Source organism: Sphingobium nicotianae (genome assembly GCF_018603885.1).
Classification (GTDB): domain Bacteria; phylum Pseudomonadota; class Alphaproteobacteria; order Sphingomonadales; family Sphingomonadaceae; genus Sphingobium; species Sphingobium nicotianae.
Map to the genome: position 1 here is coordinate 144,887 of NZ_JAHGAW010000008.1, position 25,082 is coordinate 169,968.

At 65.0% G+C, this 25,082-nt stretch carries 26 protein-coding genes; 19 read left to right on the forward strand and 7 right to left on the reverse strand.

From position 1 onward, the window contains the following. Nucleotides 1-328 precede the first annotated feature (328 nt). The 15 genes from KK488_RS13230 to KK488_RS13300 all read left to right on the forward strand — a co-directional run bounded on the left by KK488_RS13230 (nucleotide 329) and on the right by KK488_RS13300 (nucleotide 16,132). Nucleotides 329-1,096 (forward strand): LysM peptidoglycan-binding domain-containing protein, encoded by a 768-nt coding sequence (locus KK488_RS13230; RefSeq protein WP_214624154.1) that lies wholly within the window; start codon nucleotides 329-331, stop codon nucleotides 1,094-1,096. Between the two features lies 1 nt (nucleotide 1,097). Next, on the forward strand, nucleotides 1,098-1,514 hold the full coding sequence (locus KK488_RS13235; protein WP_214624155.1) for a hypothetical protein: 417 nt from the start codon (nucleotides 1,098-1,100) through the stop codon (nucleotides 1,512-1,514). 178 nt (nucleotides 1,515-1,692) lie between these two features. Continuing rightward, nucleotides 1,693-2,283, forward strand: coding sequence for a hypothetical protein (locus KK488_RS13240; protein ID WP_214624156.1), 591 nt, complete (start codon nucleotides 1,693-1,695; stop codon nucleotides 2,281-2,283). Between the two features lie 59 nt (nucleotides 2,284-2,342). Continuing rightward, nucleotides 2,343-4,538 carry an excinuclease ABC subunit UvrB gene (uvrB, locus tag KK488_RS13245; RefSeq protein WP_214624157.1) on the forward strand — a complete coding sequence of 732 codons (2,196 nt, stop codon included), beginning with the start codon at nucleotides 2,343-2,345 and terminating at the stop codon, nucleotides 4,536-4,538. Nucleotides 4,539-4,540: 2 nt separating this feature from the next. Continuing rightward, on the forward strand, nucleotides 4,541-5,536 hold the full coding sequence (locus KK488_RS13250) for a hypothetical protein (protein WP_214624158.1): 996 nt from the start codon (nucleotides 4,541-4,543) through the stop codon (nucleotides 5,534-5,536). A 128-nt stretch (nucleotides 5,537-5,664) separates the two neighbouring features. Continuing rightward, nucleotides 5,665-5,919 carry a type II toxin-antitoxin system HicA family toxin gene (locus KK488_RS13255; protein ID WP_214624159.1) on the forward strand — a complete coding sequence of 85 codons (255 nt, stop codon included), beginning with the start codon at nucleotides 5,665-5,667 and terminating at the stop codon, nucleotides 5,917-5,919. Then, complete coding sequence (locus tag KK488_RS13260; RefSeq protein ID WP_349356897.1) at nucleotides 5,916-6,140, forward strand: type II toxin-antitoxin system HicB family antitoxin; 225 nt, start codon at nucleotides 5,916-5,918, stop codon at nucleotides 6,138-6,140. The genes KK488_RS13255 and KK488_RS13260 overlap by 4 nt, the downstream gene beginning before the upstream one ends. A 10-nt stretch (nucleotides 6,141-6,150) precedes the next feature. Next, the gene (locus KK488_RS13265; RefSeq protein WP_214624160.1) at nucleotides 6,151-6,387 is read left to right on the forward strand and encodes a hypothetical protein; all 237 of its coding nucleotides are present in this window, start codon (nucleotides 6,151-6,153) and stop codon (nucleotides 6,385-6,387) included. A gap of 40 nt (nucleotides 6,388-6,427) precedes the next feature. Then, nucleotides 6,428-7,477 carry a hypothetical protein gene (locus KK488_RS13270; RefSeq protein ID WP_214624161.1) on the forward strand — a complete coding sequence of 350 codons (1,050 nt, stop codon included), beginning with the start codon at nucleotides 6,428-6,430 and terminating at the stop codon, nucleotides 7,475-7,477. 72 nt (nucleotides 7,478-7,549) lie between these two features. Beyond that, nucleotides 7,550-7,846, forward strand: coding sequence for a hypothetical protein (locus KK488_RS13275; protein WP_214624162.1), 297 nt, complete (start codon nucleotides 7,550-7,552; stop codon nucleotides 7,844-7,846). 464 nt (nucleotides 7,847-8,310) lie between these two features. Next, a complete protein-coding gene (locus KK488_RS13280; RefSeq protein ID WP_214624163.1) occupies nucleotides 8,311-9,495 on the forward strand; it encodes an efflux RND transporter periplasmic adaptor subunit in 1,185 nt (394 codons plus the stop codon). A gap of 51 nt (nucleotides 9,496-9,546) precedes the next feature. Further along, a complete protein-coding gene (locus KK488_RS13285) occupies nucleotides 9,547-12,969 on the forward strand; it encodes an efflux RND transporter permease subunit (RefSeq protein WP_214624164.1) in 3,423 nt (1,140 codons plus the stop codon). Between the two features lie 86 nt (nucleotides 12,970-13,055). Beyond that, entirely contained in the window at nucleotides 13,056-14,297 is a 1,242-nt protein-coding gene (locus KK488_RS13290; protein WP_250890399.1) for a DUF445 domain-containing protein, read from the forward strand. A gap of 124 nt (nucleotides 14,298-14,421) precedes the next feature. Beyond that, nucleotides 14,422-15,174: a PEPxxWA-CTERM sorting domain-containing protein gene (locus KK488_RS13295; RefSeq protein WP_214624165.1), complete on the forward strand. Its 753-nt coding sequence runs from the start codon at nucleotides 14,422-14,424 to the stop codon at nucleotides 15,172-15,174. Between the two features lie 73 nt (nucleotides 15,175-15,247). After that, the gene (locus KK488_RS13300) at nucleotides 15,248-16,132 is read left to right on the forward strand and encodes an RMD1 family protein (protein ID WP_214624166.1); all 885 of its coding nucleotides are present in this window, start codon (nucleotides 15,248-15,250) and stop codon (nucleotides 16,130-16,132) included. A gap of 9 nt (nucleotides 16,133-16,141) precedes the next feature. On the opposite strand, the gene KK488_RS13305 is transcribed toward KK488_RS13300, so the two are convergent. From KK488_RS13305 to rph, 5 genes are all read right to left on the reverse strand, one after another. Beyond that, the gene (locus tag KK488_RS13305; protein ID WP_214624167.1) at nucleotides 16,142-16,966 is read right to left on the reverse strand and encodes an NRDE family protein; all 825 of its coding nucleotides are present in this window, start codon (nucleotides 16,964-16,966) and stop codon (nucleotides 16,142-16,144) included. Between the two features lie 3 nt (nucleotides 16,967-16,969). Continuing rightward, nucleotides 16,970-18,118: a radical SAM family heme chaperone HemW gene (gene hemW, locus KK488_RS13310; protein ID WP_214624168.1), complete on the reverse strand. Its 1,149-nt coding sequence runs from the start codon at nucleotides 18,116-18,118 to the stop codon at nucleotides 16,970-16,972. Between the two features lie 30 nt (nucleotides 18,119-18,148). Then, nucleotides 18,149-18,577: a hemerythrin domain-containing protein gene (locus tag KK488_RS13315; RefSeq protein ID WP_214624169.1), complete on the reverse strand. Its 429-nt coding sequence runs from the start codon at nucleotides 18,575-18,577 to the stop codon at nucleotides 18,149-18,151. Between the two features lie 180 nt (nucleotides 18,578-18,757). Continuing rightward, nucleotides 18,758-19,384 carry an RdgB/HAM1 family non-canonical purine NTP pyrophosphatase gene (gene rdgB, locus KK488_RS13320; protein WP_214624170.1) on the reverse strand — a complete coding sequence of 209 codons (627 nt, stop codon included), beginning with the start codon at nucleotides 19,382-19,384 and terminating at the stop codon, nucleotides 18,758-18,760. Between the two features lie 48 nt (nucleotides 19,385-19,432). Next, nucleotides 19,433-20,149, reverse strand: coding sequence for a ribonuclease PH (gene rph / locus KK488_RS13325; protein WP_214624171.1), 717 nt, complete (start codon nucleotides 20,147-20,149; stop codon nucleotides 19,433-19,435). A 206-nt stretch (nucleotides 20,150-20,355) separates the two neighbouring features. On the opposite strand from rph, the gene KK488_RS13330 reads away from it, so the two are divergent. Continuing rightward, nucleotides 20,356-21,882 carry a UbiA family prenyltransferase gene (locus tag KK488_RS13330; RefSeq protein WP_214624172.1) on the forward strand — a complete coding sequence of 509 codons (1,527 nt, stop codon included), beginning with the start codon at nucleotides 20,356-20,358 and terminating at the stop codon, nucleotides 21,880-21,882. Further along, complete coding sequence (locus KK488_RS13335) at nucleotides 21,879-22,250, forward strand: EamA family transporter (protein ID WP_214624173.1); 372 nt, start codon at nucleotides 21,879-21,881, stop codon at nucleotides 22,248-22,250. The genes KK488_RS13330 and KK488_RS13335 overlap by 4 nt, the downstream gene beginning before the upstream one ends. Before the next feature lie 6 nt (nucleotides 22,251-22,256). On the opposite strand, the gene KK488_RS13340 is transcribed toward KK488_RS13335, so the two are convergent. Beyond that, a complete protein-coding gene (locus tag KK488_RS13340) occupies nucleotides 22,257-23,063 on the reverse strand; it encodes a hypothetical protein (protein ID WP_214624174.1) in 807 nt (268 codons plus the stop codon). After that, complete coding sequence (locus tag KK488_RS13345; RefSeq protein ID WP_214624175.1) at nucleotides 23,045-23,341, reverse strand: hypothetical protein; 297 nt, start codon at nucleotides 23,339-23,341, stop codon at nucleotides 23,045-23,047. Before KK488_RS13345 ends, KK488_RS13340 begins: the two co-directional genes overlap by 19 nt. Before the next feature lie 79 nt (nucleotides 23,342-23,420). On the opposite strand from KK488_RS13345, the gene hrcA reads away from it, so the two are divergent. Further along, entirely contained in the window at nucleotides 23,421-24,464 is a 1,044-nt protein-coding gene (hrcA, locus tag KK488_RS13350; RefSeq protein WP_214624176.1) for a heat-inducible transcriptional repressor HrcA, read from the forward strand. A 9-nt stretch (nucleotides 24,465-24,473) separates the two neighbouring features. After that, nucleotides 24,474-25,034, forward strand: a complete 561-nt coding sequence (gene grpE / locus KK488_RS13355) for a nucleotide exchange factor GrpE (RefSeq protein ID WP_214624177.1) — start codon at nucleotides 24,474-24,476, stop codon at nucleotides 25,032-25,034. The last annotated feature ends 48 nt before the right edge of the window (nucleotides 25,035-25,082 follow it).

The window sequence follows — 25,082 nt, forward strand, 5'->3', positions numbered from 1 at the left end:
TATTGGTTTGTCATCTCTCTAGCGGAGAGCCGTCAATGACAGATTCGCCTCATCAAAAGGTCCGTAACGCCGCTTTCTCTCTCTATTTGAGGACGGGACGACGGTTGCAGAGCGTCGCCCAGCCAGGGCAACCGAAACGAAATTCAATCCCTGGCATGATCCCGAGGACGGGCGGTTCACATTCTCCGGGCGCGGCCAATTCTTCGGGGCCGGATCTCCTTCCAATCCACGTGCCGTCCGAACGCCGAGGGAGGGGCGCCCCGCCGCGACGCGGTCATCGGAGACCGGTCTCGCGCTGCCCCAGTCCAACTATGACATCAGAAAAGAGATGGCCGATTCCCGGTATGCATCCACTTATACTGTCCGGCCCGGCGACAATCTTTCGCGGATCGCCGCAAATCGCAAGGGCCTGTCAGCCGACAGCCTCGCCTGGGTCAACGGAATTCCGGTCAACGGAACGCTTCGTGTCGGCCAGAAACTACGGGTGCCCACACAAGCCTGGCTCGATGCGAACAGAGTCAGGGCTCGGGACACCTTCGGGCGTGTCGGCGGGCTTGGCATGTATTTGGGGACCCATAACGGCGAGCTCCCGATACCAAGGTCGCCCGACGACCCCAGTTTCCGGGACATCGATACCGCGCATCCGCCAAGCATCTCCGAGCAGCTCTCCGCCAAAGTCCAGACGATCGAGCTGAATGGATATCGCTATTCGATCGACAGGATCGGCCGGGTGCAAAATGTTCACGGAGAAATTCCCTCGGAAGCCGAGGAAAAGAGATCGCGCAAGGTCCAGGCGGAGGCAGGCGGCAAGGACCGGCTTCGCACAGATGATGGCGGGCACTACATCGCTTCGCGGTTTGGCGGTGCGCCGGTTCCAATCAACCATTTTCCGCAGGATTCCGGTATTAACCGGGGTCAGTATCGGGTCATTGAAAATCAATGGGACGAAGCGCGAAAGGCCGGGAAGCGAGTTACCGTGGACATCACGCCGCACTATAGCGGGGCGTCACTCAGGCCGGATAGGCTTGACGTCGTCTGGTATATCGACGGCAAGAAGTATCGACAAATGGTAGGGAATCACCGACGGAGCAAGTGACATGGTCAATGACAAACTCAAAGAGCTTGGGCCTCTCTACGGTGAAATCGGGGCAGCAGGAGCTGCGATCGTAGGCGGTGATCCGGACGGACTCTTCATCTACATCGAGATACAGGATTATTCTGTGTATGGGGCGGTTTTCAAGGATGAAGGTGCGCAAGTTCGGTATTTTGACATGGACGACGCCCTGTACGAGCTGGTGCTCGACGCGTGGGAAGTCGAACCGGAAGGCAAGCGCTGGCTGGTGATGGAACATGACGTGCGCGGCCGGAAATTCGAGGTGACGCTCCTCTATCCCGAGCAGGTCGATCCAAAGAGCGATTCGATGGACCGCCGCCAGGCGGCGCTCGACAAGCGCTATGGCGACAAGCCGGTCATCTACCCGCCGATCCCGGATCACTTCCAGGAACTGAAGTAACGAGATGATCTTCTCGCGCTTCCCGGCGCAAGTGAGCGGCGTCAGGTCGTCGATCTCGCATTTGGCGTCTCTCAATTCTGGTCCAAATCGGACTCAACCGCAGGCCGTGCCAATGGATTTTTGACCGTTATGGCGGTAGATCATTTTCCGTAACGGAAGCGAAGCGGGGGCGATGCTGATGTCGTCGATTATGGGAAAGCGGCTTGTCGTCGTCGGCATTGTTCTTTCGCTGCTCGCGCATGGCGCCGCGGCGCAGCCGTCGGCCGGCGACACGAAAGAGAAGACGGCGCAGACGTCGACGAGCCTGCCGGGGGACATGGACAAGGGCGGCCCCGTTATGGCCGAGATCGGACAGGAGGTCGCGGCGCTCGTGGGCGGCGATCCGGACGGCGTGTTTCTCTATGCGGAGATGGTCGATGGGCGCACATTCCTCATGCTGCATAAGGATGTGGGAAAAGCGATCCGCATGTATCGCGACAGTTCGAAGCTGGAGATGCTGATCCAGGAAGCCTGGGCGTTGGCAAATCCGGATCCGCGCAAGCGCTGGATCGCGATGGAATATGATGTGCGTGGACGGGCGTTCGACGTCCATTATCTGTATGCGGATCAAATCGACAAGAAAGCCGATGCGGCGCAGCGGATCGGGGCGGCCCTGTCGGCGCGGTTTGCGGGAAAGAGGCTCGTTGCCGATCCCGCCCTGATCAAGGAAGCGCCTGAGATGGCGGTCTATTCCGCGCGCCGCCGGCCTGTCTTGATTCCACCTCTCTGACCCCTCTTTGTTCTCATCCCTCCTTGCCCCCTTGACCCTTCATCGCCATATTCCCGCTTATGGCGATCCAGATCCGAACGACTCTCGCAGAGCCCGAAACCGACGGTAATTTCGTCCCCCATCGGCCGGCGCGGCCGGAGAAGGCGGAGGGAGGCCGGGCGTTCAAGCTCGTCTCGGACTATGAGCCGGCGGGAGACCAACCGACCGCGATCGCGGAGCTGGTCGAGAGCGCGATGGCGGGCGAGCGGGATCAGGTGCTGCTCGGCGTCACGGGATCGGGCAAGACCTTCACCATGGCCAAGGTGATCGAGGCGGTGCAGCGGCCGGCGCTGATCCTGGCGCCCAACAAGATCCTGGCCGCACAGCTCTATGGCGAGTTCAAGAGCTTCTTCCCGGAGAATGCGGTCGAATATTTCGTCAGCTATTACGACTATTACCAGCCCGAGGCCTATGTCGCCCGGTCCGACACCTACATCGAGAAGGAAAGCTCGGTGAACGAGGCGATTGACCGGATGCGCCACTCGGCGACGCGATCGCTGCTGGAGCGGGACGATGTGATCATCGTCGCCTCGGTTTCCTGCCTCTATGGCATCGGCTCGGTCGAGACCTATTCGGCGATGACCTTCTCGATGAAGAAGGGGCAGACGGTCGACCAGCGCGAGATCATCCGCAAGCTGGTCGCGCTGCAGTACAAGCGCAACGATGCGGCGTTCGCACGTGGGGCGTTCAGGGTGCGGGGGGACAATCTGGAGATTTTCCCGAGCCACTATGAGGATAATGCCTGGCGGGTGAGCTTCTTCGGCGACGAGATCGAGGAGATTGTCGAGTTCGATCCGCTGACCGGCAAGAAGGCGGCTTCGCTCGACTATGTGAAGGTCTTCCCCAACAGCCACCACGTCACGCCGGGGCCGACGCTCAAGCAGGCGATGGAGGCGATCCGTCATGAACTGACCGAGCGGCTGAAGGAGTTGCAGGAGGAAGGGCGGCTGCTGGAAGCGCAGCGGCTGGAGCAGCGCACCAATTTCGACCTGGAGATGATCGCGGCGACGGGATCGTGCGCGGGCATCGAGAATTATTCGCGCTTTTTGACAGGGCGGCTGCCGGGCGAGCCGCCGCCGACGCTGTTCGAATATCTGCCCGAGAATGCCATCCTCTTCGTCGACGAGAGCCACCAGACCGTGCCGCAGATCGGCGCGATGGCGCGCGGCGATCATCGCCGCAAGGTGACGCTGGCGGAGTATGGCTTCCGCCTGCCGAGCTGCATCGACAATCGCCCGCTGCGCTTCAACGAGTGGGACGCGATGCGGCCACAGACGGTGAGTGTCTCGGCCACGCCCGGCCACTGGGAGATGGAGCGGACTGGCGGCGTATTCAGCGAGCAGGTGATCCGCCCGACCGGGCTGATCGATCCGCCGGTGGAGATCAAGCCGGTCGAGGATCAGGTCGACGATCTCATCAACGAGGCGCGGATCACGGCGGCCAGGGGCTATCGCACGCTGGTGACGACGCTGACCAAGCGCATGGCCGAGGATCTGACCGAGTTCATGCACGAGGCGGGCCTCAAGGTGCGCTACATGCACAGCGACGTGGAGACTCTCGAACGGATCGAATTGATCCGGGATCTTCGGCTGGGCGTCTATGACGTGCTGGTCGGCATCAACCTGCTGCGCGAGGGGCTGGACATTCCGGAATGCGGGCTGGTCGGCATTCTCGATGCGGACAAGGAGGGCTTCCTGCGCTCCGAAACCTCGCTCATCCAGACGATCGGCCGCGCCGCGCGCAATGTCGACGGGCGGGTGATCCTCTATGCCGACCGCATCACCGGATCGATGGAGCGCGCGCTCAACGAGACCGGACGGCGGCGCGAGAAGCAGGAAGCCTATAATCTCGAGCACGGCATCACGCCGACGACGATCAAGCGCAACATCGGCGACATCATCGCCCATGTCTCCAACAAGGACAGCGTGTTGATCGAGACCGGCGACGAGAACCGGCCGCACATGGTCGGCCACAATCTGCGCGCGTACATCGAGGAACTGGAGAAGAAGATGCGCGCGGCGGCGGCGGACCTGGAGTTCGAGGAGGCCGGGCGGTTGCGGGACGAGATCCGCAAGCTGGAGGCGGAGGAGCTGGGCCTGCCCGCCGAGCAGCAGGTGACCGGGCAGGCCGGCCGCTATCAGGGCCGCGCGACCGAGGGCAAGCCGGGGACGCGCAAGGGGCGGTATGGGAAGACGACGCGGAAGTTTGGGCGGTAGGCATGAGTTTTCGGCTCACGCTCGGCCTTTCAGAAGATGGGGAATATCAGTGGCCGCGCATAACGAACGACGCTTTCAGTATCGACGGAAAATATCGAGACGCTTTGACGTTGCTCAATGAATTGCTCTCGAGGCGAGCGACGCAATCCGTTTTTGATCTGTATTGGGATCGTTGCCAGGCGTCCGGCCGAACACTTCCGGCAGCGACTAAGTCGGAAGCGATCATGCGGCTGAGGAGCGACCTATGCTACGTGCTCGTGTGGGAGGCAGAATCGGCACGAATTTGGTCTGAAGGGCCTCAAGATTATCGTGCGCAAATGCGCGCCTATCAACGAACATCGCAGTCGGACGTGAGGAGGTTCAAGGCAGCGCTCGATGTTTTGCGACGCATTGATGGCCGGCATGCTTATTTGCTTCGCCAATCACTTGAGTACGCAATGCAAGATTTTTTGTCGGAAGAGGGTGTTAAAAAGGTCAAACGAGGAGATCCAAATACGGCAAATGGGTTCACATGGTGCACTATAAGCGGGCCGACTGTTCGAGAGCATGAGTTTCAGTTTCTTTCCAAGCTCTCACTCTTCCATTTTGATGACCTGCTCGAAGCTTGGGAGCGAGAGGTCGATCAACTTTTTCGAGCTTGGCCGTCTAACTGGATGGAATTTGGTGCCCTGCGATTTCAGCAAGCCATTGAACCGCGAGCGGCCGCAAAAATGAACGTGGTTCAGTTGGGTTTGATTGCGCGCCTCTTGATTCGAATGCGTGACTTCACCGCTGGTCGTGGCATCGGTGCGCATGGGACGGGCTATGCAGTGCCGACAGACGGAAGGCCCTGCTGGGACATTATCGCAGAATTTGTGAACTGCGCTCTTGATGCTGATGCGCCATTGACGGGAGATACCGCACGTCGAGTTTGGCAAAAGTTCTCGGATAAATTTGAACCGCGAGTTCAAGGCTGGCCGAGGCCAGCGAAATCGGAACCACAAGTTCAAAAAATATAATGTTGTGGTTGCTGTGCTTCTTCCGGCACGCCTTGGATAAGGAGACGGAAAGGTAATATGAATGATCCGCTCCTTCGCCGACCTCGAAACCGTCGCCGCCACAGCAACTCCCGCGTCGGAGGTCAGCCATGGTTAAGCCCTCCAAGCTCTATGCCCAACTTCTCGAAACGACCAATCGTTCAATCGACTTCCGGGATTTCATCGCGATGGTCGAGGCCTTTGGCTTCATCAATGCCCGCACAAGGGGCAGTCATCGTTCCTATGTCCATACCAAGTGCCCCAAGTTGCTCGTGCTTCAGCCCAAGGGCAGGGATGCAAAGCGCTATCAGGTTCGCGAATTTCTTGATATGATCGAGGAGTATGGCCTGACTTTGGAAGAATGATGCAGCACCGCTATCATATCAATGTCTTCTGGTATCCCGACGACGATTGCTGGATCGCCGACGTTCCTGATTTGCGCCCTTGTTCGGCGCATGGCGACACACCCTCGGAAGCCATTGCCGAGGCGGAGATCGCGATCGAACTGTGGATCGAGACGGCGCAGGCGAACGGTATAGCTGTGCCCGAGCCACGCTATCGCCCGGCTATCTACGCCGCTGCCTGAGGCCGCGCCCATGTCCCGCAGCCGCCGCAAGACACCGATTTTTGGCAATGCCAGCGCGCCGAGCGAGGCCGCTTGGAAGGCGAAGGCGGCGCGCAAACTGCGTCACAACGTCAGGCAGGTGCTGGCAACAACGCTCGACGGCGATCGGTTCGCGGGCAAGCGTTGGGACGGCGTCAATCCCTATGATGGCCCCAAGGACGGCAAGCACTGGTTCGGCAAGGCCGATGCCCGCTGGCTGCGCAAATAATCGTTCGCTCGTTCTTACCTCGTAACCAGGTGGCGGCCACATGACGCGCTGGCTCGTCCTCTTCCTCTGTCTCATCCCCAACCCCACCTACGCCTGCTCGCCGGTCAAGGGCTATCGCGTCCCCACCAATTTCGAGCTGGTGGGCAAGGCCTCGCTGATCGTGCTGGCGCGGGTCAGGTCGGGGCCCGATGATGTGACGGACATGGCGCCGGCCGTCGAGCTGGAGCCGGTGCGGGTGTTGAAGGGCGTGCTGCCCGGCGATCCGCTGCGGGTCGAGGGCGCGCTCGCATGGAATGGCGACCCGATCGCCGCGATGCCGACGCCGCTGTCGCTCTCGCACGTTTCGACCGGCATCGGCGCCTGCGTGCGGATGTTCTATCCCAAAGGCGGGCTGGTGGTGGCGATGTTCGTGCCGACGCCGGCCAGGATGAAGCGTGATTATCCGGGCAGCATGATGCAGATTTTCGATCCGTTCGCGCGTGTCGTCGAGGATGTGGAGAGCGAGGACGGGATCTGGGTGCGGGCGGTGGAGGTCTATGTCGCGCTGCAGGCCGGCAGCGGCAAGGCCGGGCTGCGCGCCGCGGTCGAGCGCAAACGTGCGGCGCTGGCTGTACAGCGCGAGGATATCGCGGCGCAGGCGATGGCGGCGGACCTGGCTTATTATCTCGACATGACCGGCAGCGGCAAAGACCGGATGGCGGCGCAGACCCATTGGAAATATCTCGACCTGCCGGACGAGACGGCGGCCTTCATCGGCAGCGCGAGCCTGAAGGGCGCGATCCTGCGGTGCCGGAAGGGCGGCACGGCACTGGAGGTCTATTGGCCGCCCGAGGAGGGTGAGGCGAGCGCGCTGCGGATCGGCGGGCAGAATTTTGCGCTGACGCCAGCCTCGCTGGAGCTGTCGCCGGAGATGAAATCGCGCTCGGCGACCGTCGCTTTCGACGGGGCACTCGATACGGCCCTCCGGACGGGAACAGCGGATGCGGGCATGGTGACGGGCAATGGCGCGATCGTGGCGCCCCCGCTCGACATCCTCCAGAAATTCGGCCCGCGCTGCGCGGCGCTGCGCAAACCGGCCGAACGGAACTGACGCGTTTCGCCTAATTGCGCCTCAACCATCTCCTTGCGCCCTCGCTTAAGGATGGGCGGCTAGAAGGGCCCAATGAGCACAATCGGCACCTCCCTTTCCGGCATCCATGCAAGCATGGCGCAGATGGCCGCCAGCGCCTCCAATGTCGCCAATGCGGCGTCGCCTGGCTATCAGCCGGTGCGCGCGGTGCAAAGTGAGACGCCAAGCGGCGGCGTGAGCACGCGTATCGAGGCGTCGGGCGCGCCTCAGGTCGATCTCACCAACGAGATGGTCAGCGCACTGATCGCCAAGATCAGCTCGCAGGCCAATGTCCACCTGCTCGCAGCATCGCATAATCTCAGCCGCGGACTGGTCGATCGCTCCGCCTGAGCGTGTGTGGCTGGCGGTGGCAGCCGGCATGATGGCGCATGATCTTGCCATGATCTCGGCCAGACGGCGCGTTTCACAATCCCGTTCGGAAGTTCGCAGAGCCGCGGTCACGCCTTTGATGCGCGTGCGCAACAGCCCCTGAACGGCTGATCGATCGCACCGAAACGGCGCCTGAAATCGGTTGACAGCAAGTAGACCAAGTCTACAAGCGCGCACCGTCAGTTCCGCGTAAAATGGCTGTAACCGGCCGCAAATGCGGAAGTTCGGACGGCGAGCTTCATGCTCCGTTCATCGCGAATGACGTGACATGACTGGCAGCCTGCGTGGCGCGGCGGTCGAGCGGGGGGCTTGAGAGAAATGTTGCGGCTGCGAAATTCGATCGAATCCGGCTTGCCGGTGGTGATTTATTCGGATAATACAGCGCCAACGACGAAGGGCGCTCGGGCGCCGGGGCGGCGAAACTCATGAACTACGAAACGAACATGAAATACGACAGCGTGATGGCCGATCAGATCGACGAGGAAACCCGGCGGAAGCGGCGGCGTCTGCTCCTGATCGTCGGCGGCATCGTCTTGCTCGCGATCATTGCCTTCGGGGTCATTCGCTTCATGAAGGGTGGGTCCGCGACGGATCAGGACACGAACCAGGTGCCGCTGGTGACCGTGGCGGTTCCCGGTCAGGAGGCCGTCACGCGCATCGCCAACGCGACCGGATCGCTGGCGGCGCGGGTCGACATGCCGGTCGGCGTGGTGGGCGAGGGCGGCCGCGTCATCGCCGTGCATGTCCAGCCCGGTGACTGGGTCGGCGCCGGCCAGGTGCTCGCCACGATCGAGCGCTCTGTGCAGTCGCAGCAGATCGCCCAGCTCGCCGCGCAGGTCGAGGTCAATCGCGCCGATGCCAAGCTTGCCCAGAACAATCTCGATCGCGCCAAGGCGCTGGTCGCCGACGGCTTCGTGTCGAAGGCGGATATCGACCAGAAGATCGCGACGCGGGATGCCGCCGTCGCGCGCGTCAACGTCGCCATCGCGCAGCTCAATCAGATGCGCGCGCAGGTCGGCCGGCTCGACATTCGCGCGCCCGATCGCGGCCTCGTGCTGACCCGCTCTGTCGAGCCGGGCCAGGTCGTCAGCGGTGGCGCCACGGCGCTGTTCCGCATCGCGCAAGGCGGCGAGATGGAGATGCGGGCGCTGCTCTCGGAGAATGAGCTGGCCGCGCTGAAGGTCGGCACGGTCGCTCAGGTCACGCCGGTCGGCGTTCCGCAGAGCTTCGAGGGCCGTGTCTGGCAGATCTCCCCCGTCATCGACGCGACCAATCGTCAGGGTTTCGCGCGCATCGCGCTGTCCCCCAATCCGGCGCTTCGTCCGGGCGGCTTTGCCAATGCCCAGATCGCGATGGCGAAGGTCAGCGCGGCGGTGCTGCCGGAATCGGCGGTGCAGAACGACGAGAAGGGCAGTTATGTCTACATCGTCGACAAGAACAACAAGGTGCAGCGTCGCCGGGTGACGACAGGCTCGGTGACGCCGAAGGGGCTTGCGATCTCCAGCGGCCTGTCGGGCGACGAGAAGGTCGTCCTGTATGCCGGCGGCTTCTTGAACGTCGGCGAGACCGTCAAGACCAAGGTCGTCAACAGCAACGAGCCACGCCGGTAAGGCGAAGGCGGCCCCGCCGCCTCCGCCGCCGGTCGATCAGGACGCAGGGCAATGAGTTTTCGCAATATCTCCGCATGGTGCATCCGCAATCCGGTGGTGCCCATCGTCCTGTTCATCGGCCTGACCCTGGCCGGTCTCATCTCGTTCAGCCGGATGGCCGTCGTCAACGATCCGGACATCGATTTCCCGGCCGTCAATGTGCTGGTCAGCCAGCCGGGCGCGGCACCGACCGAGATCGAGAAGCAGATCACCCAGCGCGTCGAAGCGGCGGTGCGCGCGCTCAACGGTGTCGACGAAATCGACTCCCAGGCGCGCGAAGGCAGCAGCCAGACCACGGTCCAGTTCCAGATCGGCAAGAATCCCGACGTCGCGGTGAATGAAGTCAAGAATGCCATCGACCAGATCCGCAGCGATCTGCCGGACGGCATTCTCGAGCCCCAGGTCACCAAGATCGAGGTGAACGACAACGAGCTGGCCTTCTTCGCGGTCGGCGCCACCGACATGACGATCGAGCAGTTGAGCTGGTTCGTGGACGATACGATCGCCAAGCGTCTGCTCAGTGTTCCCGGCATGTCGCAGGTCAGCCGCAACGGCGGCGTGGATCGCGAAATCCGCGTCATTCTCGATCCCTACAAGATGCAGTCGCTCGGCGTGACGGCGGCGCAGGTCAACACCGCGCTGCGCCAGATCAATCTCAATGCCGCCGGCGGCAAGACGGAGATCGCCGGATCACGCCAGTCGGTCCGCGTCGTCGGCAACGCGCAGGATGCCTTCGCGCTCGGCCAGACGGAAATTTCGCTTGGCAACGGGCGCACCATCCATCTCGCCGACATCGCCTCGGTCACGGATGGCTATGGCGAGCTGACGCGCATCTCCAAGGTGAAGGGCACGCAGGTCGTCACCTTCTCCATCTTCCGCGCCAAGGGCGCGTCGGACGTGTCTGTCTATGATGACTCGATGAAAGTCATCGCCCAGCTCGAAAAGGAAAATCCTGGGGTCAAGTTCACGCAGCTCTTCACCAGCGTCGACTATACCAAGGGGCAGTATAGCAGCTCGATCGACGCGATGGTCGAGGGCGCGGTGCTCGCCGTCATCGTCGTGTTCATCTTCCTGCGGGACTGGCGCGCCACGGCGATCAGCGCCGTCGCGATCCCGCTCTCGGCGATCCCGACCTTCTGGTTCCTCGATCTGATCGGCTTCAACCTCAATCAGCTCTCGCTGCTCGCGCTCAGCCTGGTCGCGGGCGTGCTGGTCGACGACGCGATCGTGGAGATCGAGAATATCGTCCGGCACATGCGCATGGGCAAGAGCGCCTATCAGGCATCGATCGACGCAGCCGACGAGATCGGCCTTGCGGTCGTCGCCACGACCATGTCGATCGTCGCGGTGTTCTTGCCGGTCGGCCTGATGCCCGGCATTTCGGGTCAGTTCTTCAAGAATTTCGGCATCACCGTGGTCATCGCGGTCCTCATCAGCCTTGCCGTTGCGCGCATGATCACGCCGATGATCGCGGCCTATTTCCTCGAGCCGCATGGCGAGGCGAAGCATGGCGAAGGCTGGCTGATGGATCGCTACATGGGCCTGCTCCACTGGTCGATCGACACCAGCCGGTTCCGGGCCATGCGCGAGCGCATCGGCCGCGTGCCGACGAGCGTCTGGTTCCACGGCGCCGCACTGGCGACGGGCCTCGTCATGTTCGGCATCGTGGCGCTCCTGAAAATGCTGACGGGCGGTGCGCAGGCGGGCGCAGCCGCGACCCAGGCGGCGGAGGCGGATCCGACCTCGCCGGCCATGATGGTGATGTCCCTGCTCGGCATGCTGCTGGGCGCCTACATCCTGGGCGGCATCATCAACTTCATTGTCGGGATGATCTATGGCCGGGTCGTCGGCTATGACACCAATCACTTCACCCGCCGGACGCGCTACATCATGGCGCGCTTCCTCGATCATCGCGTGTGGATGATGGGCGTCGCGGCCTTGGCCCTGAGCATCACGGTCATCCTGCTCATGAAGATGCCGCAGCAGTTCCAGCCGACCTCCGATCGCGACTTCAGCCAGGTGCGCATCAACCTGGTGCCGGGCACCACGATCAAGCAGACCGAGGCTGTTGCCGATCGCGTCGCGGCGATCGTCAACAAGCAGCCCGAGGTCAATTCGGCGGTCGAGATCGTCACGGAGGGCTTCGCGCGCGTGTTCATCACGCTGAAGCCGGATCGCAAGCGCACCTCGATCGAGTTCGAGCGGGACCTCACGCCGATCCTGTCACAGGTGCCGGACGCGCGCGTCAGCTTCTCGTCGCAAAATGGCGGCGGCGGCACGGGCCGCGATATTTCCGTCATGCTGACAGGCAGCGATGCGGACAAGCTGGAGAAGACGGCGTCCATCCTGCTCGAGCAGATCAAGGCCGTGCCCGAGGCGGTCGCGCCGCGCATCGAGGCGGACCTCAAGCGGCCCGAGCTCGTCATCAAGCCGCATTTCGATCTGGCCGCGCAACTCGGCGTCACGACATCGGCGCTCAGCCAGACGATCCGCATCGCGACGCTTGGCGAAATCGACCAGAACAGCGCCAAATTCTCGCTGTCCGACCGGCAGATCCCGATCCGCGTGATGCTGCCCGAAAATTCGCGGCGCGATCTCTCGACGATCGAGAACCTCCCGGTGCAGACCGTCTCGGGCGGGTCGGTGCCGCTCAGCCGCGTGGCGGACATCAGCTTCGGCTCCGGCCCCACCCAGATCCAGCGCTACAACCAGCAGCGCCGCATCTTCGTCGGCGCCGATCTTGCGCGTGACGCGGTCAAGGGTCCGGTCATGAACAAGATCAAGGCCCTGCCGATCATGAAGAACCTCCCCTCGGGCGTCTCCAACGAGGCGGTGGGCAACGACAAATGGCAGCAGGAGCTGATCACCAACTTCATCATCGCCGTCTTCTCCGGCGTGGCGCTGGTGTTCGCGGTGCTGGTGCTGCTCTACAAGCGCTTCCTCTCGCCGATGGTGAACATGTCCTCGCTCACCCTGGCGCCGTTGGGAGGCCTCCTGTTCCTGGTCCTGCTTGGCCAGCCGATCAGCATCTCGGTCTATATCGGCATCCTGATGCTGCTCGGCATAGTCTCCAAGAACTCGATCCTGCTGATCGACTTCGCCCTGGAGGAGATGCATCGCGGCGTGCCCAAGTTCGAGGCGATCATGGAAGCGGGCCACAAGCGCGCGCAGCCGATCGTCATGACCACCGTCGCGATGGTCGCGGGCATGATCCCGACCGCGCTCTCGCTCTCGGGTGACGGCGCCTGGCGCTCGCCGATGGGCGTCACCGTGATTGGCGGCCTGATCCTCTCGACCATGCTGACGCTGGTCATCGTGCCGGCCGGCTTCAGCCTGGCCGACGGCGCCGAGAAGCGCATCGGCCCCTGGTTGCGCCGCCGCATCCTCACTTACGATGGCAAGCACGATCAGCCCGTTCCGCAGCCCGCCGAGTAAAACCGGGAACCAAAGCGTGCCGACAGGCTTGTCTCCATGCGGCGGACGCTGCATGAACGGGTGACGATGCCAGGCGAGAGAGGGTGATGATCCGGATAGCGGCCAACGGCGCGAGGCGGATGCGCATCGTCGCCACCGGCCTGCTCGTCGTCATGGCCGCGCTCTATATTGCGGCACGCAGCTTCGAGCCGGTCCATCCCGCGATCGGCTTCGTGCGCGCCTTTGCCGAAGCGGCCATGGTCGGCGGGCTCGCGGACTGGTTCGCGGTGACGGCTTTGTTCCGCCACCCGCTCGGCCTGCCTATCCCGCACACGGCGATCATCCCGCGCAACAAGGACCGGATCGGCGACACGCTTGCGGCCTTCCTGCGCGACAATTTCCTGACGCCGGCCGTGATCGCGCGGCGCATGGCGCGGCTCGATGTCGCGGGCGCGGCGGGGCGGCTGCTGGCCGCGCCGGCGGCGGGCGACGACCGGCTGCGACGCGGCGCCTCGCGGCTGCTCGCGGACAGCATCGACGCGCTGGGCGACGAGCGGCTCGGCGGCATGATCAAGACCGCGCTTACCCAGCGCATCGGCCAGCTCAAGCTCGCACCCTTGCTCGGGCAGTCGCTGTCGGCGGCGATGAAGGACGGTCGCCATCAACCGGTCATGGATGCGTTCATCCGCTGGGCGGCGCGGACGCTGGAAGCGAACAGCGCGCTGATCCACCAGATGGTCCACGAGAAATCCGGCTCGCTGATGCGCTGGACCGGACTCGACGAGACGCTGGCCACCAAGATCATCGAGGGGCTGGACAATCTGCTGCAGGAAGCGGCGGACGATCCGGCGCACAGCCTGCGCGTGAAGGTCGAGGAGGGGTTGATGACCCTCGCCTTCGATCTCCAGCACGATCCCGACATGCAGGCGCGGGTCGACCGGATCCGCGACGAGATGATCGCCAATCCGGCGATGCAGCGCTGGCTGGACGGCCTGTGGCAGGCGGCGCGGGAAGGGCTGCTCAAGGCGGCGCGGGATCCGCAGGCCGTGCTTGCCGGGAAGCTTGGCGACATCACGCGCCAGATCGGCGAGACGCTGCGGGATGATCCGGCCCTCAAGCATGTCGTCAACCGGTTCGCGCGCCGGATCGCCGCAGGCACGGCAGCGCGTTACGGCCATGGCATCGTCACCCTGGTTTCCGAGACGGTGCGCGGCTGGGACGCGCAGACGATCACCGACCGGCTGGAAAATGCGGTGGGGCGCGATCTGCAATATATCCGGATCAACGGTACGCTGGTCGGCGGGCTGGTCGGCGTGGCGCTTCACACGGTGGACGGGCTGCTGCTCTAGCCGCGCTAACGGCAGTCGCCCCATTTCGGGAAATGAGAGACTGCCCTGGTGGCCCGCATTTCCACCCTCTCACGCATTCACCCTTGTCACGCCGCTGTGGCGGTGGCGCATGTGGGAGTTTTCTATGACAGTCCAATTCAAAGTCGCGCTGGCCGCGCTCCTGGTTTCGGCGGCGCCGGTGCATGCCACGGTCTATGACCTGAACGGCGATTTCAGCGACAGCCTCAATCCGAACGGAACCTGGTCCTATGGTTCGGGCCTCGCTCATTATGCACAGCCGACCAGTCCGTTCAATTCGCTCAACGCGGCAGCGGCGAACGGTTACTGGGGCAGCGGCAGCGATTTCTTTTCGGCGCCGTTCATCCTCAAGTCGACGGCGGACGGCAGCACGATCGGCTATACCGATGGCGACTTCCTGACCGGTGACGTGCTCGTCCATGGCCCGAATGACGGCTCGCCGGTAGCGATCGATTGGACGGCGCCGGGCGACGGCACCATCTCCTTCACCAGCGCCTTCTGGTACGCGCATTCGGTCGTGACACGCTCGCAGGACATCGCGGTGGCGCTCAACGGCAGTCTGCTGAACAGCCTCACCGTCGACAATGGCGACGTGCGCTCGACCGCGCAGACGATCAGCGCGATCGACCTCGCGGTCCATGCCGGTGACGTGCTCTCGTTCAGCTTCGCCAAGACGGCCGGCCAGTCGTTCGGATCGCTGAGCGGGATCAGGGCTTCGGTCGACTTCACGGCGACCCCTCCGCCTCCGCCACCCCCGCCGGGTGTGCCCGAGCCGGCGAGCTGGGCGCTGATGATCATGGGTCTGGCGCTGACGGGCGGGCTGATGCGCCGCCGCGCCGCGACCGTCGCCTTCGCCTGACTCCCGCTGGCGGGGATGACGGCCGGCGCTGCCGTCCCCGCCGGTTTCTCGGCCATTGCCGCAACGGGAGCGGTTGGCATTCCCGGCCGATGAGCGCATGGACGGCGGTATGAGTCCGCCGATCAGCACGATCCTTTCACCGATGTCCCGGCTGGCGGGCACGCCCGAAGTGGTCATTGCCGGCACATTGGAGACCGAGGGCGCGCTGGTCGCGACGGCATGGCTGGTGGGCGGAAGCGTTCGTACCGGGCCCTTGGTCGAGGATGCCGACTTCATCCGCGTCGCCGGGGTCGGCGGCATGGTCTTCGTCTTTCGTTATGGCGTTGTCGTCTCGGTGCAGGCCAGCGCGCAATCCACCCAGCGTTTCGACGCCGCGCTGGCGCCCTATATCGCGGACGTCGCCGATTTCCGGGAGGCGGAGACGGCCAATCTGGTCATCCGGACCGGCAGCGAGGATCGCGTCGGCCCCGACGGCCAGATCGTGCTGGCCGATGACAGCCCCGAACGGCTGTTGCTCGTCGCGACCGTCCTGTCGCGCAGCGTGATTTTGGCGCGCGACGAAACCCTGGTCTCGGAGGCGTTCGAACGGACCGCGCCCGTCGTCTCCGAGCTGCGTCAGAACGGCCGCGCGCCGCTGCCGATCCGCCAGGTCATGAAGCTGGTGGGCAATGTGCTTGCCGCGCGTCACCGCGTGATGGGCATGGTGCAGGTCATCGAGCGGCCCGACCTGCTGTGGGACCATCCCGGGCTCGACCGGCTCTACACGCGCCTCGAAGCGGAATATGAGCTCAAGGATCGTGCCGAAATCCTCGAGTTGAAATTCGGCGCGCTCGGCGACTTTGCGGACGTGCTGCTCAACATCGTGCAGGACAAACGCGCGTTTCGCACCGAGGCGGCGATCATCGCGCTGATCGCCTTCGAATTGTTGCTCAACCTGTTCGAGATGGCGATCCGCTGACGGTGGCGCTCACAGGCGCGGCGCCGATCCGAGCATGATCAGCGAGGGCCAGCGGAACGTTTCCGTCTTCTCACCCGCCACGTCTCCCGAAGCATCAAAGCGTCGCTCGATGATCTGGCCGGCGCCGCCATTCTCGACCGCGACGATGGTGCTGCAGCGCGTGCCATAGACGGGATTGCGGATGAAGACCGGCGATTGCAGAGCCTCTTGCGGCATGTCGGACGGCTCGTCGGGCGGCGTGCCCATGGGGGCCAGCTCTTCGTCGCGCAGCGGCGCGAACAGCGCGGTCGGATCCGCCGAGTCCGCCGCCAGCCAGGCCTGCAGAGCCGCCTTGAGCTGGAGCGTCTTGGGCCAGGGCGCCTCCAGGGCGCCGTTGGAAAGGCCATAGATGCCGGGCGTCAGCAGCGCAGGCAGGATCCGCCGCGGGCGGAAGAAGCGGCTCAGACCATGGCGCGGATGGCCGGTCAGGAAGTGGGCCTGGACTGTATCGGCGACGATCAGGTTGAACGGATTGAACGCGTCGGGGTCCAGCGCCATCGGATTATCGTATGGCCCCCGGCGCGACAGCAGATTGGCGACCAGTTCCCCGCGCGAGGCCATGCCCGGCCGGGGCGGGCCATAGCCGCGCAGATTGGTGATGACGGCGAAGCGCCCCTCCGTCGAGATGCCAGCCCATGTCCCGCCCGCCTGCAGATCGCGGCCGGCAATGACATGGTCCGGATCGTCCCAGCGGGCGAGCGGTGCGGCCGGGCGATCATGCAGTTCGTCGCGATTGCCCGCCATGACGAGCCGCCAGCGCGGATGGGCCTGCCAGGCGAAGGCAAGGACGCACATGGCTCAGGCCGCCACGATCTCGGCGAGGATGCCGTCGAGGAGGAGCATGCCTTGTGGCGTCACCGTCAGGCGATCGCCGGCGCGGCTGAGCAGTCCGTGACCGGTGAGGCGCGTCACGGCGGCGTCGTCGACCAGTGCATTCGGCGAGAGCCCGGTCCGTGCGGCGAGAACTCGCAGATCCACGCCCTCGCCTAGTCGCAGGCCCATCATCAGCGCCTCGGCGGCGCGCTCGGCCGGTTCGAGCGCGCGTTCCTCGCAGAGGCCATGGCCGTTGCGGGCCAAGGCCGTCATCCAGTTTTCCGGTTTCCTGTGGCGCACCGTGGCGAGGCCGCCGCGCCGGCCATGGGCGCCGGGGCCGATGCCGGCATAATCGCCATAGCGCCAATAAGCGAGATTGTGCCGGCTCTCCTGACCGGGCGCGGCATGGTTCGAGACTTCATAGGCCGGGCGGTTCGCGGCGGCGGTCATCGCCTGCGTCATCTCGAACAGCTCGGCGGCATGATCGGGATCGGCGGGGATGAAATCGCCCTTGCGCACATCCGTCTCGAAGCGCGTGCCCGGCTCGATGGTGAGCTGATAGAGCGAGAGATGATCGGTGCCGAAGGCTAGGGCGCGGCGAAGCTCGGATTCCCATTCCGCAAGGCTCTGGCCGGGGCGGGCATAGATGAGGTCGATGCTGACCCGCTCGACGCTGCGCTGCGCGGCATCGAGCGCGGCCAGTCCCTCCGTCACATCGTGTGCCCGGCCGAGGAAGCGAAGCGCGGCCTCGTCGAGCGCCTGCAGGCCGAGCGACAGGCGGTTGACCCCGGCATCGGCGACCTGCGCGAAGCGCGCCGCCTCGGCACTGTTGGGATTGGCCTCCATGCTGATCTCGATGTCGGGCGCGAACGACCAGTGTCCTGCCGCCGCGGCGATCAGGGCGGCGATCGTCTGGGGCGGCATCAGCGACGGGGTGCCGCCGCCGAAGAAGATCGAACCGAGCGCGCGGCCGGGCAGCATGGCGGCTTCATGCGCGAGATCGGCGAGCAGCGCCGCCCGCCACGCGGCCTGGTCGACGCTGTCGCGCACGTGACTGTTGAAGTCGCAATAGGGGCACTTGGCGACGCAGAACGGCCAGTGGATATAGAGGGCGAGCGGCGCCGGGGCGGTCATCGCCCCGCTATAGCGAAACGGGACGAAATGTCAGCCAGTGCATCGGTCTGCGCTGAGCAGCCTGAGCGCAGGCCAGTAGAGATAGGCCTCCTCCCGCTCGATCATCTTGCGCAGATAGTCGATCATGTCGACCAGCGCTGTGGCATAGCCGGCGCGATCCGCCTCGACCGCCGGCAATGTCCAGCGGCGGACATGGTCGGAGTAGATCCGTTGGCCGTTGCGGATTTCCTCCATGATCCTTTGCGCTTCCGGCAACTCGCCCGCGCGTCCGCTGGTGATGAGCGGCGCAATGATCAGCTCGTCCTCCGAGCGAAGATGCGTCTTGGCGAGGTTGGAAAGATGCATGCGAAGCTGCGTGATCTGATCGGCACGTGCGGGCGGCTCCCGGCGGGCGATCATCAGCAATGCTTCCGCCGCTGCAACGAGCTGGCGATGTTCCTCGAACAGGTCTGCGGCCATTCGCGACCGGCCCCCCTTTTTGAAAATGACGCAAGCCATTAGCGCCCGCAATCACCATAATCTGGTTAACGCGGCGCCGAGCGATGACCGGCCGATGACCGCTGCTGGACGTTCCGCGATGATTGCATCGCGAGCATACGCATCGCCGCTATCGCGCCTCACTCCTGAAGCGGCGGGTGCTTACCCGAACGCGTCCGCCACCAGCTTCGCGAAGGCGCGGGCGCGGTGACTGATCGCCTGCTTGGCGGCTGGCTCCATCTCGCCGAAGGTTTCGCTGTGGCCTTGGGGCAGGAAGACCGGATCATAGCCGAAACCGCGCGACCCGCGCGGCGGCCAGACCAGGGTGCCGCCGACACGGCCTTCGAACAGCGCCGTCCCGCCGTCGGGCCAGGCCAGGCAGAGCGTGCAGACGAAGGCGGCGCTGCGGTCGACATCGCTGCCCTGTTCCGCGAGCAGACCCTCGACCTTGCCCATCGCCATGTACCAGTCGCGGCCCTTCTCGCCTTCGAACCATTGCCGCTCCGCCCAGTCGGCGGTGTAGACGCCGGGGCGTCCGCCGAGCGCGGCGACGTCGAGGCCGCTGTCATCGGCGAGGGCAGGGAGGCCGGAGGCGGTGGCCGAGGCCAGCGCCTTGAGCGTGGCATTCTGCGCGAAGGTGGTGCCGGTCTCGTCCGGCTCGGGCAGGCCGAGGTCGCCGGCGGAGACCGGCGCCATGCCATAGGGACCGAGCAGCGCCGTGATCTCGCGCACCTTGCCGGCATTGTGGCTGGCGATGACGAGGCGGCCGGGGGTGAGCTTGCGGGTCATGATTGGGTCACTCCCTAACCGCTCGACACGAACGGAGAATTGAAAAGCTTACCGCCCCGTGGCCTTGTCCTGCGCCGCGAAGATGTTCGTGCAGCCGATGCGGGCGAGGCGGAGCAGGCGCAGCAGCGCTTCCTCGTCATAGGTGGCGCCTTCCGCGGTCGCCTGCGCCTCGGCGATGTTGCCGTCGGAGAGCAGGACGAAATTGGCGTCGGCATGGGCATTGCTGTCCTCGATATAGTCGAGGTCGAGCACCGGCGTGCCTTCATAGATGCCGCAGGAGACGGCGGCGACCTTGGCCTTGATCGGATCGGTGGTGAGCGTGCCGGCGGCGATCAGCTTGTCGACCGCGATGCGCAGCGCAACCCAGGCGCCGGAGATGCTGGCCGTGCGGGTGCCGCCGTCCGCCTGGATGACGTCGCAATCGAGTGTGATCTGGCGTTCGCCGAGCAGCTTCATGTCGACGACCGAGCGCAGCGAGCGGCCGATCAGGCGCTGGATCTCCTGCGTGCGGCCGGATTGCTTGCCCTTCGCTGCCTCGCGGCTGCCGCGCGTGTGGGTGGCGCGGGGCAGCATGCCATATTCCGCCGTCACCCAGCCTTCGCCCTTGCCGCGCAGGAAGGGGGGGATGCGCTCCTCGACGCTGGCGGTGCAGAGCACGCGGGTGTCGCCGAAGGAGACGAGGCAGCTTCCCTCGGCATGGACGGTGAAGCCCGGCTCCATCGTGATAAGACGCATTTCGTCGGGGGCACGGCCAGAGGGGCGCATGAGTCGGCCTTTCGGGGGAAGAGGGAAGAAGATGTCGGGCGGCCTTTAGGTCACTCGGCACCGAGGGCGCAAGGAGGATGGCCTTGCGCCATGCGACGAGCCGTTCAAGACGCGGGAAACGCCAGATTAACTCGCACTTGCCATAGAGCGGCCCCACTGGCAGAGATTCCGACGCCGGCGATTGGCGAGCATTTGAGGGCCCCTGAATGCAGCAAGGCAGCATGACCGGCGATACGGAGCAGGGCGCGCCGGCAATCCGTCCCCAGGCGAGCACGGTGGCCGGCGAGGTGCCGCTGTGCGTGGATCTTGACGGCACGCTCGCCCGCACCGATCTGCTGCACGAGGCGGCGGTGCGCTACATCAAGCAGTCGCCCTTCGCGCTCTTCCACCTGCTGATCTGGCTGCTGCACGGCAAGGCCTATCTCAAGCAGCGCCTTGCCGAGCGCGTCGTGTTGCGCGGCGACCTGCTGCCATACCGCGCCGACCTCGTCGAATTTCTGCGGGACGAGCGCGCGCGTGGGCGGGAGATTCATCTGGTCACCGCCTCGCCGCAGGCTTGGGCGGACATGGTCGCGGCCCATCTCGGCCTGTTCGACGGCGCGACCGGCAGCGGCACGGAGAATTACAAGGGCAGGCGCAAGGCCAGCCTGCTGGTCGAGCGCCATGGCGAGGGCGGCTATGACTATATTGGCGATCATGCCGCCGACTTCCCGATCTGGCTGACGGCGCGCACGGCCCACTTCGCGGGTCGGCGCGGGCGCATCCATTCGGCGCGGGTGAAGGGTGCGACGGTAGGCCAGCATTTCGACGTGGGCGAGCGCTCCAGGCTGCGCGGCCTCGTCAAGGCGGCGCGGCCGCATCAATGGTCCAAGAACCTGCTGCTGTTCGTCTCGATCACGGCGGCCCACCAGCTCTTCGATTTCGCGGCACTCGGCCGGGTGGTGCTGGCCTTCGTCAGCTTCTCGCTGATGGCCTCGGCGACCTACATGATCAACGACATGCTCGATCTCGACACGGATCGCGCCCATCCGCGCAAGAGCCGGCGGCCCTTTGCGAGCGGCGCGGTGGGCATTGCCGACGGGATCGTGGCGATCGCGCTCCTGTCGGGCATCGCGATCGGCATTGCGGTCGTTCTCGGCGCACCGTTCGTCGTCTCGCTGGGCGTCTATGTCGCGACGACGCTCGCTTATTCCTTCCGCCTGAAGCGCGCGGCGCTGGTCGACGTGATCACGCTGGCCGGGCTCTACACGCTGCGCATCGTCGCGGGGACCATCGCCGCGGCCATTCCCATTTCGAGCTGGCTGCTGGCGTTCGCGATGTTCTGCTTCATCACCCTCGCCATCGCCAAGCGCTGTGCCGAGCTCACCGGCACGCAGGTCAGCCTCGACAACAAGATCGCCGGGCGCGGCTATTATGGCGCGGATATCGAGGTGCTGGCCGGCATGGGCAGCGCCAGCACCTTCTGCGCCTCGCTGGTGCTCTGCATCTACACGACCCAGCCTTATGTCGCGACGCGCTATGCCAGCCCGGAAATCCTGTGGCTGCTCTGCCCGATCCTGATCTACCTGCTCAGCCGCATCCTCATCCTCGCCCGGCGCGGCCATATGGACGACGATCCCATCGTCTTCTGCGTCAAGGACAAAATCACGCTGAAGCTCGTCGGCATCTCCGCTTTGGTGCTGGTCGCCGCCGCCTACATTCACCTGCCCCTCAAGCTGATCGCCGACGTATGACGCTCGCCCTGTTCGCTCTCATTGTCGCGAGCGTGACGCTCAATGCCTTCGCGCAGATCATCCTGCGCAAGGCGATGCTGGTCGCCGCGCCCTTGCCGCCGCTCAGCGAGCCGTTCGCGCTCGGTCTGCATCTCCTCGGCAATGCCTGGCTCTGGGCCGGGTTCATCTGTTTCGGCGGCAGCATCCTGCTGTGGCTGGGGGTGCTGTCCCGCGTCCCCGTGTCGATCGCTTATCCCATGGCCTCGCTCGGCTATGTCGTGGCGATGGGCGTCGCGATCCTGTTCCTCGGCGAGACGGTGACGCTGGCGCGGGTCGTGGGGCTGGTCCTGATTTGCGCGGGCGTCTATTTTGTCGCGAACAGCGCCTGAAGCGGGTCAGCGCTCGTCCGTGGGCCGGCGCAGGTCGATGATCCGATAGCCGCTGGTCGCCATCGCAGGCATGTCGCGTGCGAGAATGAGGCGGCGACCTCTCCCGAGATCGAAGTTCAGGACATGCGGGGCGACGAGGACGCCGTGAATGCCTTGCCGCTCGAGGATGAGCTGAAGATGGCGCCAGCCCATGCCGCCGGGCTCGAAGAGATTCTCGCCGCCGAGGAGCAGCAGGCGCGGCGTCGCGCCGGAAGCCAGATCGCGGGCGAGCGCCTGCGCGCCCGGACGATTGCCGGCTTCCAGCGGGGCGGCGTCCGTCCTGATCATCTGCCAGACATAGCCGCCATAGCCGCGCGCGCCGTCATGGGTGCCGACCGGGCGGACCGGTGACAGGCCGGGCAACAGGAAAGGCGCATGGCCGACCAGCGACAGCGAGGCCAGCCAGGGGAGGATCGTGACCGCGATCAGCCCGGCCCGCGACAGCGCTTGCCACCGCGCGGCGAACCACGCCATTGCGAGCTCCTGCGCGCGCACGAACAGGAGCAGGAGGAAGGGCACGGCAGGCAGCAGATATTTGGGGCTGAGAATGTTCAGCACCGGATAGATGGCGGGCAGGGCGGCTATCACCCAGGCAAAGGCGCGCCAGTCGCGGCGGCGCAGCCCATCGATAAAGACCAGGCCGCCGCCGGCGAGCAGCAGCCAGCCGGCCGGGCTCAGCGCGATCGACAGGACGCTGATCTTCATGCGCAGATCCCAGCCGGGCATGTGCGCCTTGTCGCGGATCTCGGCCGTGCTCATCGCCTGGATGCGCATGGGGCGCTCAGGAATACCGCGTCCGGCGTGCCGAACGTCCGCCAGAGCGCGGCTGCGGTTTCGTAGGACAGTGGCTGCCAGCCATAGCGATAGATGAGCAGCAGGCCCTGCTTGGCCGCGTCGAGATGCGCCATGGGCAGGATGCTGTTGAGATCGTCGCCCTCATAGCCGTCGCGATCGGCAAAGCGTAGGAGAAAGGCGAGATTGGCGAGCCAGAACAGCAGGACGAGAGCCGGGTTGATCCTGCGCTGCGTCCCCGTGCCGATCCCGTTCGTCATCATGCCCCCACGCGGCCGCTCACGGCGCAAGCTTTACTTGGCGGTTGAGGAAAGTCCAGCGAGCACCTAGCTTAGCGGAATGAAGGGCCCGGCCATAGATCTACTCAGCGATCGCGCGCGCGAGATTTTCCGTCTCGTCGTTGAATCCTATCTGGGCGACGGCGCGCCGGTCGGCTCGCGCACGATCAGCCGGCTGCCCGGCCTCTCGCTCTCGCCGGCCTCGATCCGCAACGTGATGCAGGATCTGGAGGAAGCGGGGCTGCTCGCCGCGCCGCACACCTCGGCCGGCCGCATGCCGACCGACAGCGGGCTGCGCCTCTTCGTCGACGCGATGATGCAGGCGGCCGAGCCGCATGATGAGGACAAGCGCGCGATCGAGCGTCAACTGACCGGCGAGGGGCCGATCGAGGATGCGCTCAATGCCGCCTCGGCCTTGCTCTCGGGCCTCTCGGCCTGCGCCGGGCTGGTTATGGTCCCGCGCCGCGAGGCGGTGCTCAGGCAGTTCGGCTTTGCCTGGCTCTCCTCCTCGCAGGCGCTCGCCGTGCTGGTCGGTGCCGACGGCAGCGTCGAGAACCGCGTCGTCGATCTGCCGCCGGGCACGACGCCCTCGATGCTGATCGAGGCGGCCAATTTCCTGTCCGCCCACGCGACGGGGCGTACGCTGAGCGAGGCGCAGCAATGGCTGGCGCGGCAGATCTCCGAGGGAGAGCATGAACTGGACGAGGCCTCGCGCGATCTCGTCGCGCGCGGTCTTGCGGCCTGGAGCCGAGACCCGGCGGACCGGCCGGTGCTGATCGTGCGCGGACAGGCCAATCTCATCGACGATCATGCCGCCGCCGACCTGGAGCGCGTGCGCCAGTTGCTCGAGGAACTGGAAGGCAAGAGCGAGATTGCCCGCCTGCTCGACAGCGCGCGGGCGGGCGCGGCGACCAAGATCTTCATCGGATCTGAGAACAAGCTCTTTTCCCTGAGCGGCTCTTCGGTCATAGCCGCGCCTTACCGGGGGCCCGGCGGCCATGTGGTCGGCGTGGTTGGCGTGATCGGCCCGACGAGGTTGAACTATGCCCGCGTCGTCCCCATGGTGGATTTCACGGCGCAGACGCTCACCAAATTGATGCAATGACAGGTAATCATGACTGACGAGACGAAGAACGAGAACGAGACCCTGGCCGCCGACATCGCGGAGGGTGCGGAATCGGCTCCGGCCGACGGCGAGACGCTGGCGCAGCGCATCGTCGCGCTCGAGCAAGAGCTGGCGGCCGCCAAGCAGGAAACGCTCTATGCCATGGCTGACACGCAGAATGTGCGTCGCCGCATGGAGAAGGAGCTGGGCGACGCGCGCGCTTACGCGGCGACCAACTTCGCGAGGGACGTGCTGTCGGTCGCCGACAATCTGTCGCGCGCGCTGGATGCGATCCCCGCCGAACTACGCGAGGACGACAAGATGAAGAGCCTGATCATCGGCCTCGAAGCGACCGGCAAGGAGCTGGAGAGCGTGCTGCGCAAGAACGGGGTGGAGAAATTCGTCTCCGTCGGCGAGGCACTCGATCCCAACAAGCATCAGGCGATGGTCGAGATGCCGGTCGCCGACACGGCGCCGGGCACGATCGTCCACGAGATGCAGGCCGGCTACATGATCAAGGACCGGCTGCTGCGGCCGGCACTGGTGGGCGTGGCGAAAGCGGCGGAATAGTCCGGGATCTCCCTCAAGAATTCCGTTCGCCCTGAGCTTGCCGAAGAG

Bases quoted from the DNA above. Each gene is read 5' to 3' on its own strand.
- KK488_RS13340 (WP_214624174.1), bottom strand. From the start codon at position 23,063: ATGCGCATCCAGGCGATGAGCACGGCCGAGATCCGCGACAAGGCGCAC.
- KK488_RS13270 (WP_214624161.1), top strand. From the start codon at position 6,428: ATGACGCGCTGGCTCGTCCTCTTCCTCTGTCTCATCCCCAACCCCACC.
- rdgB (WP_214624170.1), bottom strand. From the start codon at position 19,384: ATGACCCGCAAGCTCACCCCCGGCCGCCTCGTCATCGCCAGCCACAAT.
- KK488_RS13345 (WP_214624175.1), bottom strand. From the start codon at position 23,341: ATGACGAACGGGATCGGCACGGGGACGCAGCGCAGGATCAACCCGGCT.
- grpE (WP_214624177.1), top strand. From the start codon at position 24,474: ATGACTGACGAGACGAAGAACGAGAACGAGACCCTGGCCGCCGACATC.
- KK488_RS13335 (WP_214624173.1), top strand. From the start codon at position 21,879: ATGACGCTCGCCCTGTTCGCTCTCATTGTCGCGAGCGTGACGCTCAAT.
- rph (WP_214624171.1), bottom strand. From the start codon at position 20,149: ATGCGCCCCTCTGGCCGTGCCCCCGACGAAATGCGTCTTATCACGATG.
- KK488_RS13280 (WP_214624163.1), top strand. From the start codon at position 8,311: ATGAACTACGAAACGAACATGAAATACGACAGCGTGATGGCCGATCAG.
- KK488_RS13305 (WP_214624167.1), bottom strand. From the start codon at position 16,966: ATGTGCGTCCTTGCCTTCGCCTGGCAGGCCCATCCGCGCTGGCGGCTC.
- hemW (WP_214624168.1), bottom strand. From the start codon at position 18,118: ATGACCGCCCCGGCGCCGCTCGCCCTCTATATCCACTGGCCGTTCTGC.
- KK488_RS13285 (WP_214624164.1), top strand. From the start codon at position 9,547: ATGAGTTTTCGCAATATCTCCGCATGGTGCATCCGCAATCCGGTGGTG.
- KK488_RS13315 (WP_214624169.1), bottom strand. From the start codon at position 18,577: ATGGCCGCAGACCTGTTCGAGGAACATCGCCAGCTCGTTGCAGCGGCG.
- KK488_RS13295 (WP_214624165.1), top strand. From the start codon at position 14,422: ATGACAGTCCAATTCAAAGTCGCGCTGGCCGCGCTCCTGGTTTCGGCG.
- KK488_RS13330 (WP_214624172.1), top strand. From the start codon at position 20,356: ATGCAGCAAGGCAGCATGACCGGCGATACGGAGCAGGGCGCGCCGGCA.
- KK488_RS13255 (WP_214624159.1), top strand. From the start codon at position 5,665: ATGGTTAAGCCCTCCAAGCTCTATGCCCAACTTCTCGAAACGACCAAT.
- KK488_RS13275 (WP_214624162.1), top strand. From the start codon at position 7,550: ATGAGCACAATCGGCACCTCCCTTTCCGGCATCCATGCAAGCATGGCG.
- uvrB (WP_214624157.1), top strand. From the start codon at position 2,343: ATGGCGATCCAGATCCGAACGACTCTCGCAGAGCCCGAAACCGACGGT.
- KK488_RS13230 (WP_214624154.1), top strand. From the start codon at position 329: ATGGCCGATTCCCGGTATGCATCCACTTATACTGTCCGGCCCGGCGAC.
- KK488_RS13260 (WP_349356897.1), top strand. From the start codon at position 5,916: ATGATGCAGCACCGCTATCATATCAATGTCTTCTGGTATCCCGACGAC.
- KK488_RS13240 (WP_214624156.1), top strand. From the start codon at position 1,693: ATGTCGTCGATTATGGGAAAGCGGCTTGTCGTCGTCGGCATTGTTCTT.
- KK488_RS13290 (WP_250890399.1), top strand. From the start codon at position 13,056: ATGATCCGGATAGCGGCCAACGGCGCGAGGCGGATGCGCATCGTCGCC.
- KK488_RS13235 (WP_214624155.1), top strand. From the start codon at position 1,098: ATGGTCAATGACAAACTCAAAGAGCTTGGGCCTCTCTACGGTGAAATC.
- hrcA (WP_214624176.1), top strand. From the start codon at position 23,421: ATGAAGGGCCCGGCCATAGATCTACTCAGCGATCGCGCGCGCGAGATT.
- KK488_RS13265 (WP_214624160.1), top strand. From the start codon at position 6,151: ATGTCCCGCAGCCGCCGCAAGACACCGATTTTTGGCAATGCCAGCGCG.
- KK488_RS13250 (WP_214624158.1), top strand. From the start codon at position 4,541: ATGAGTTTTCGGCTCACGCTCGGCCTTTCAGAAGATGGGGAATATCAG.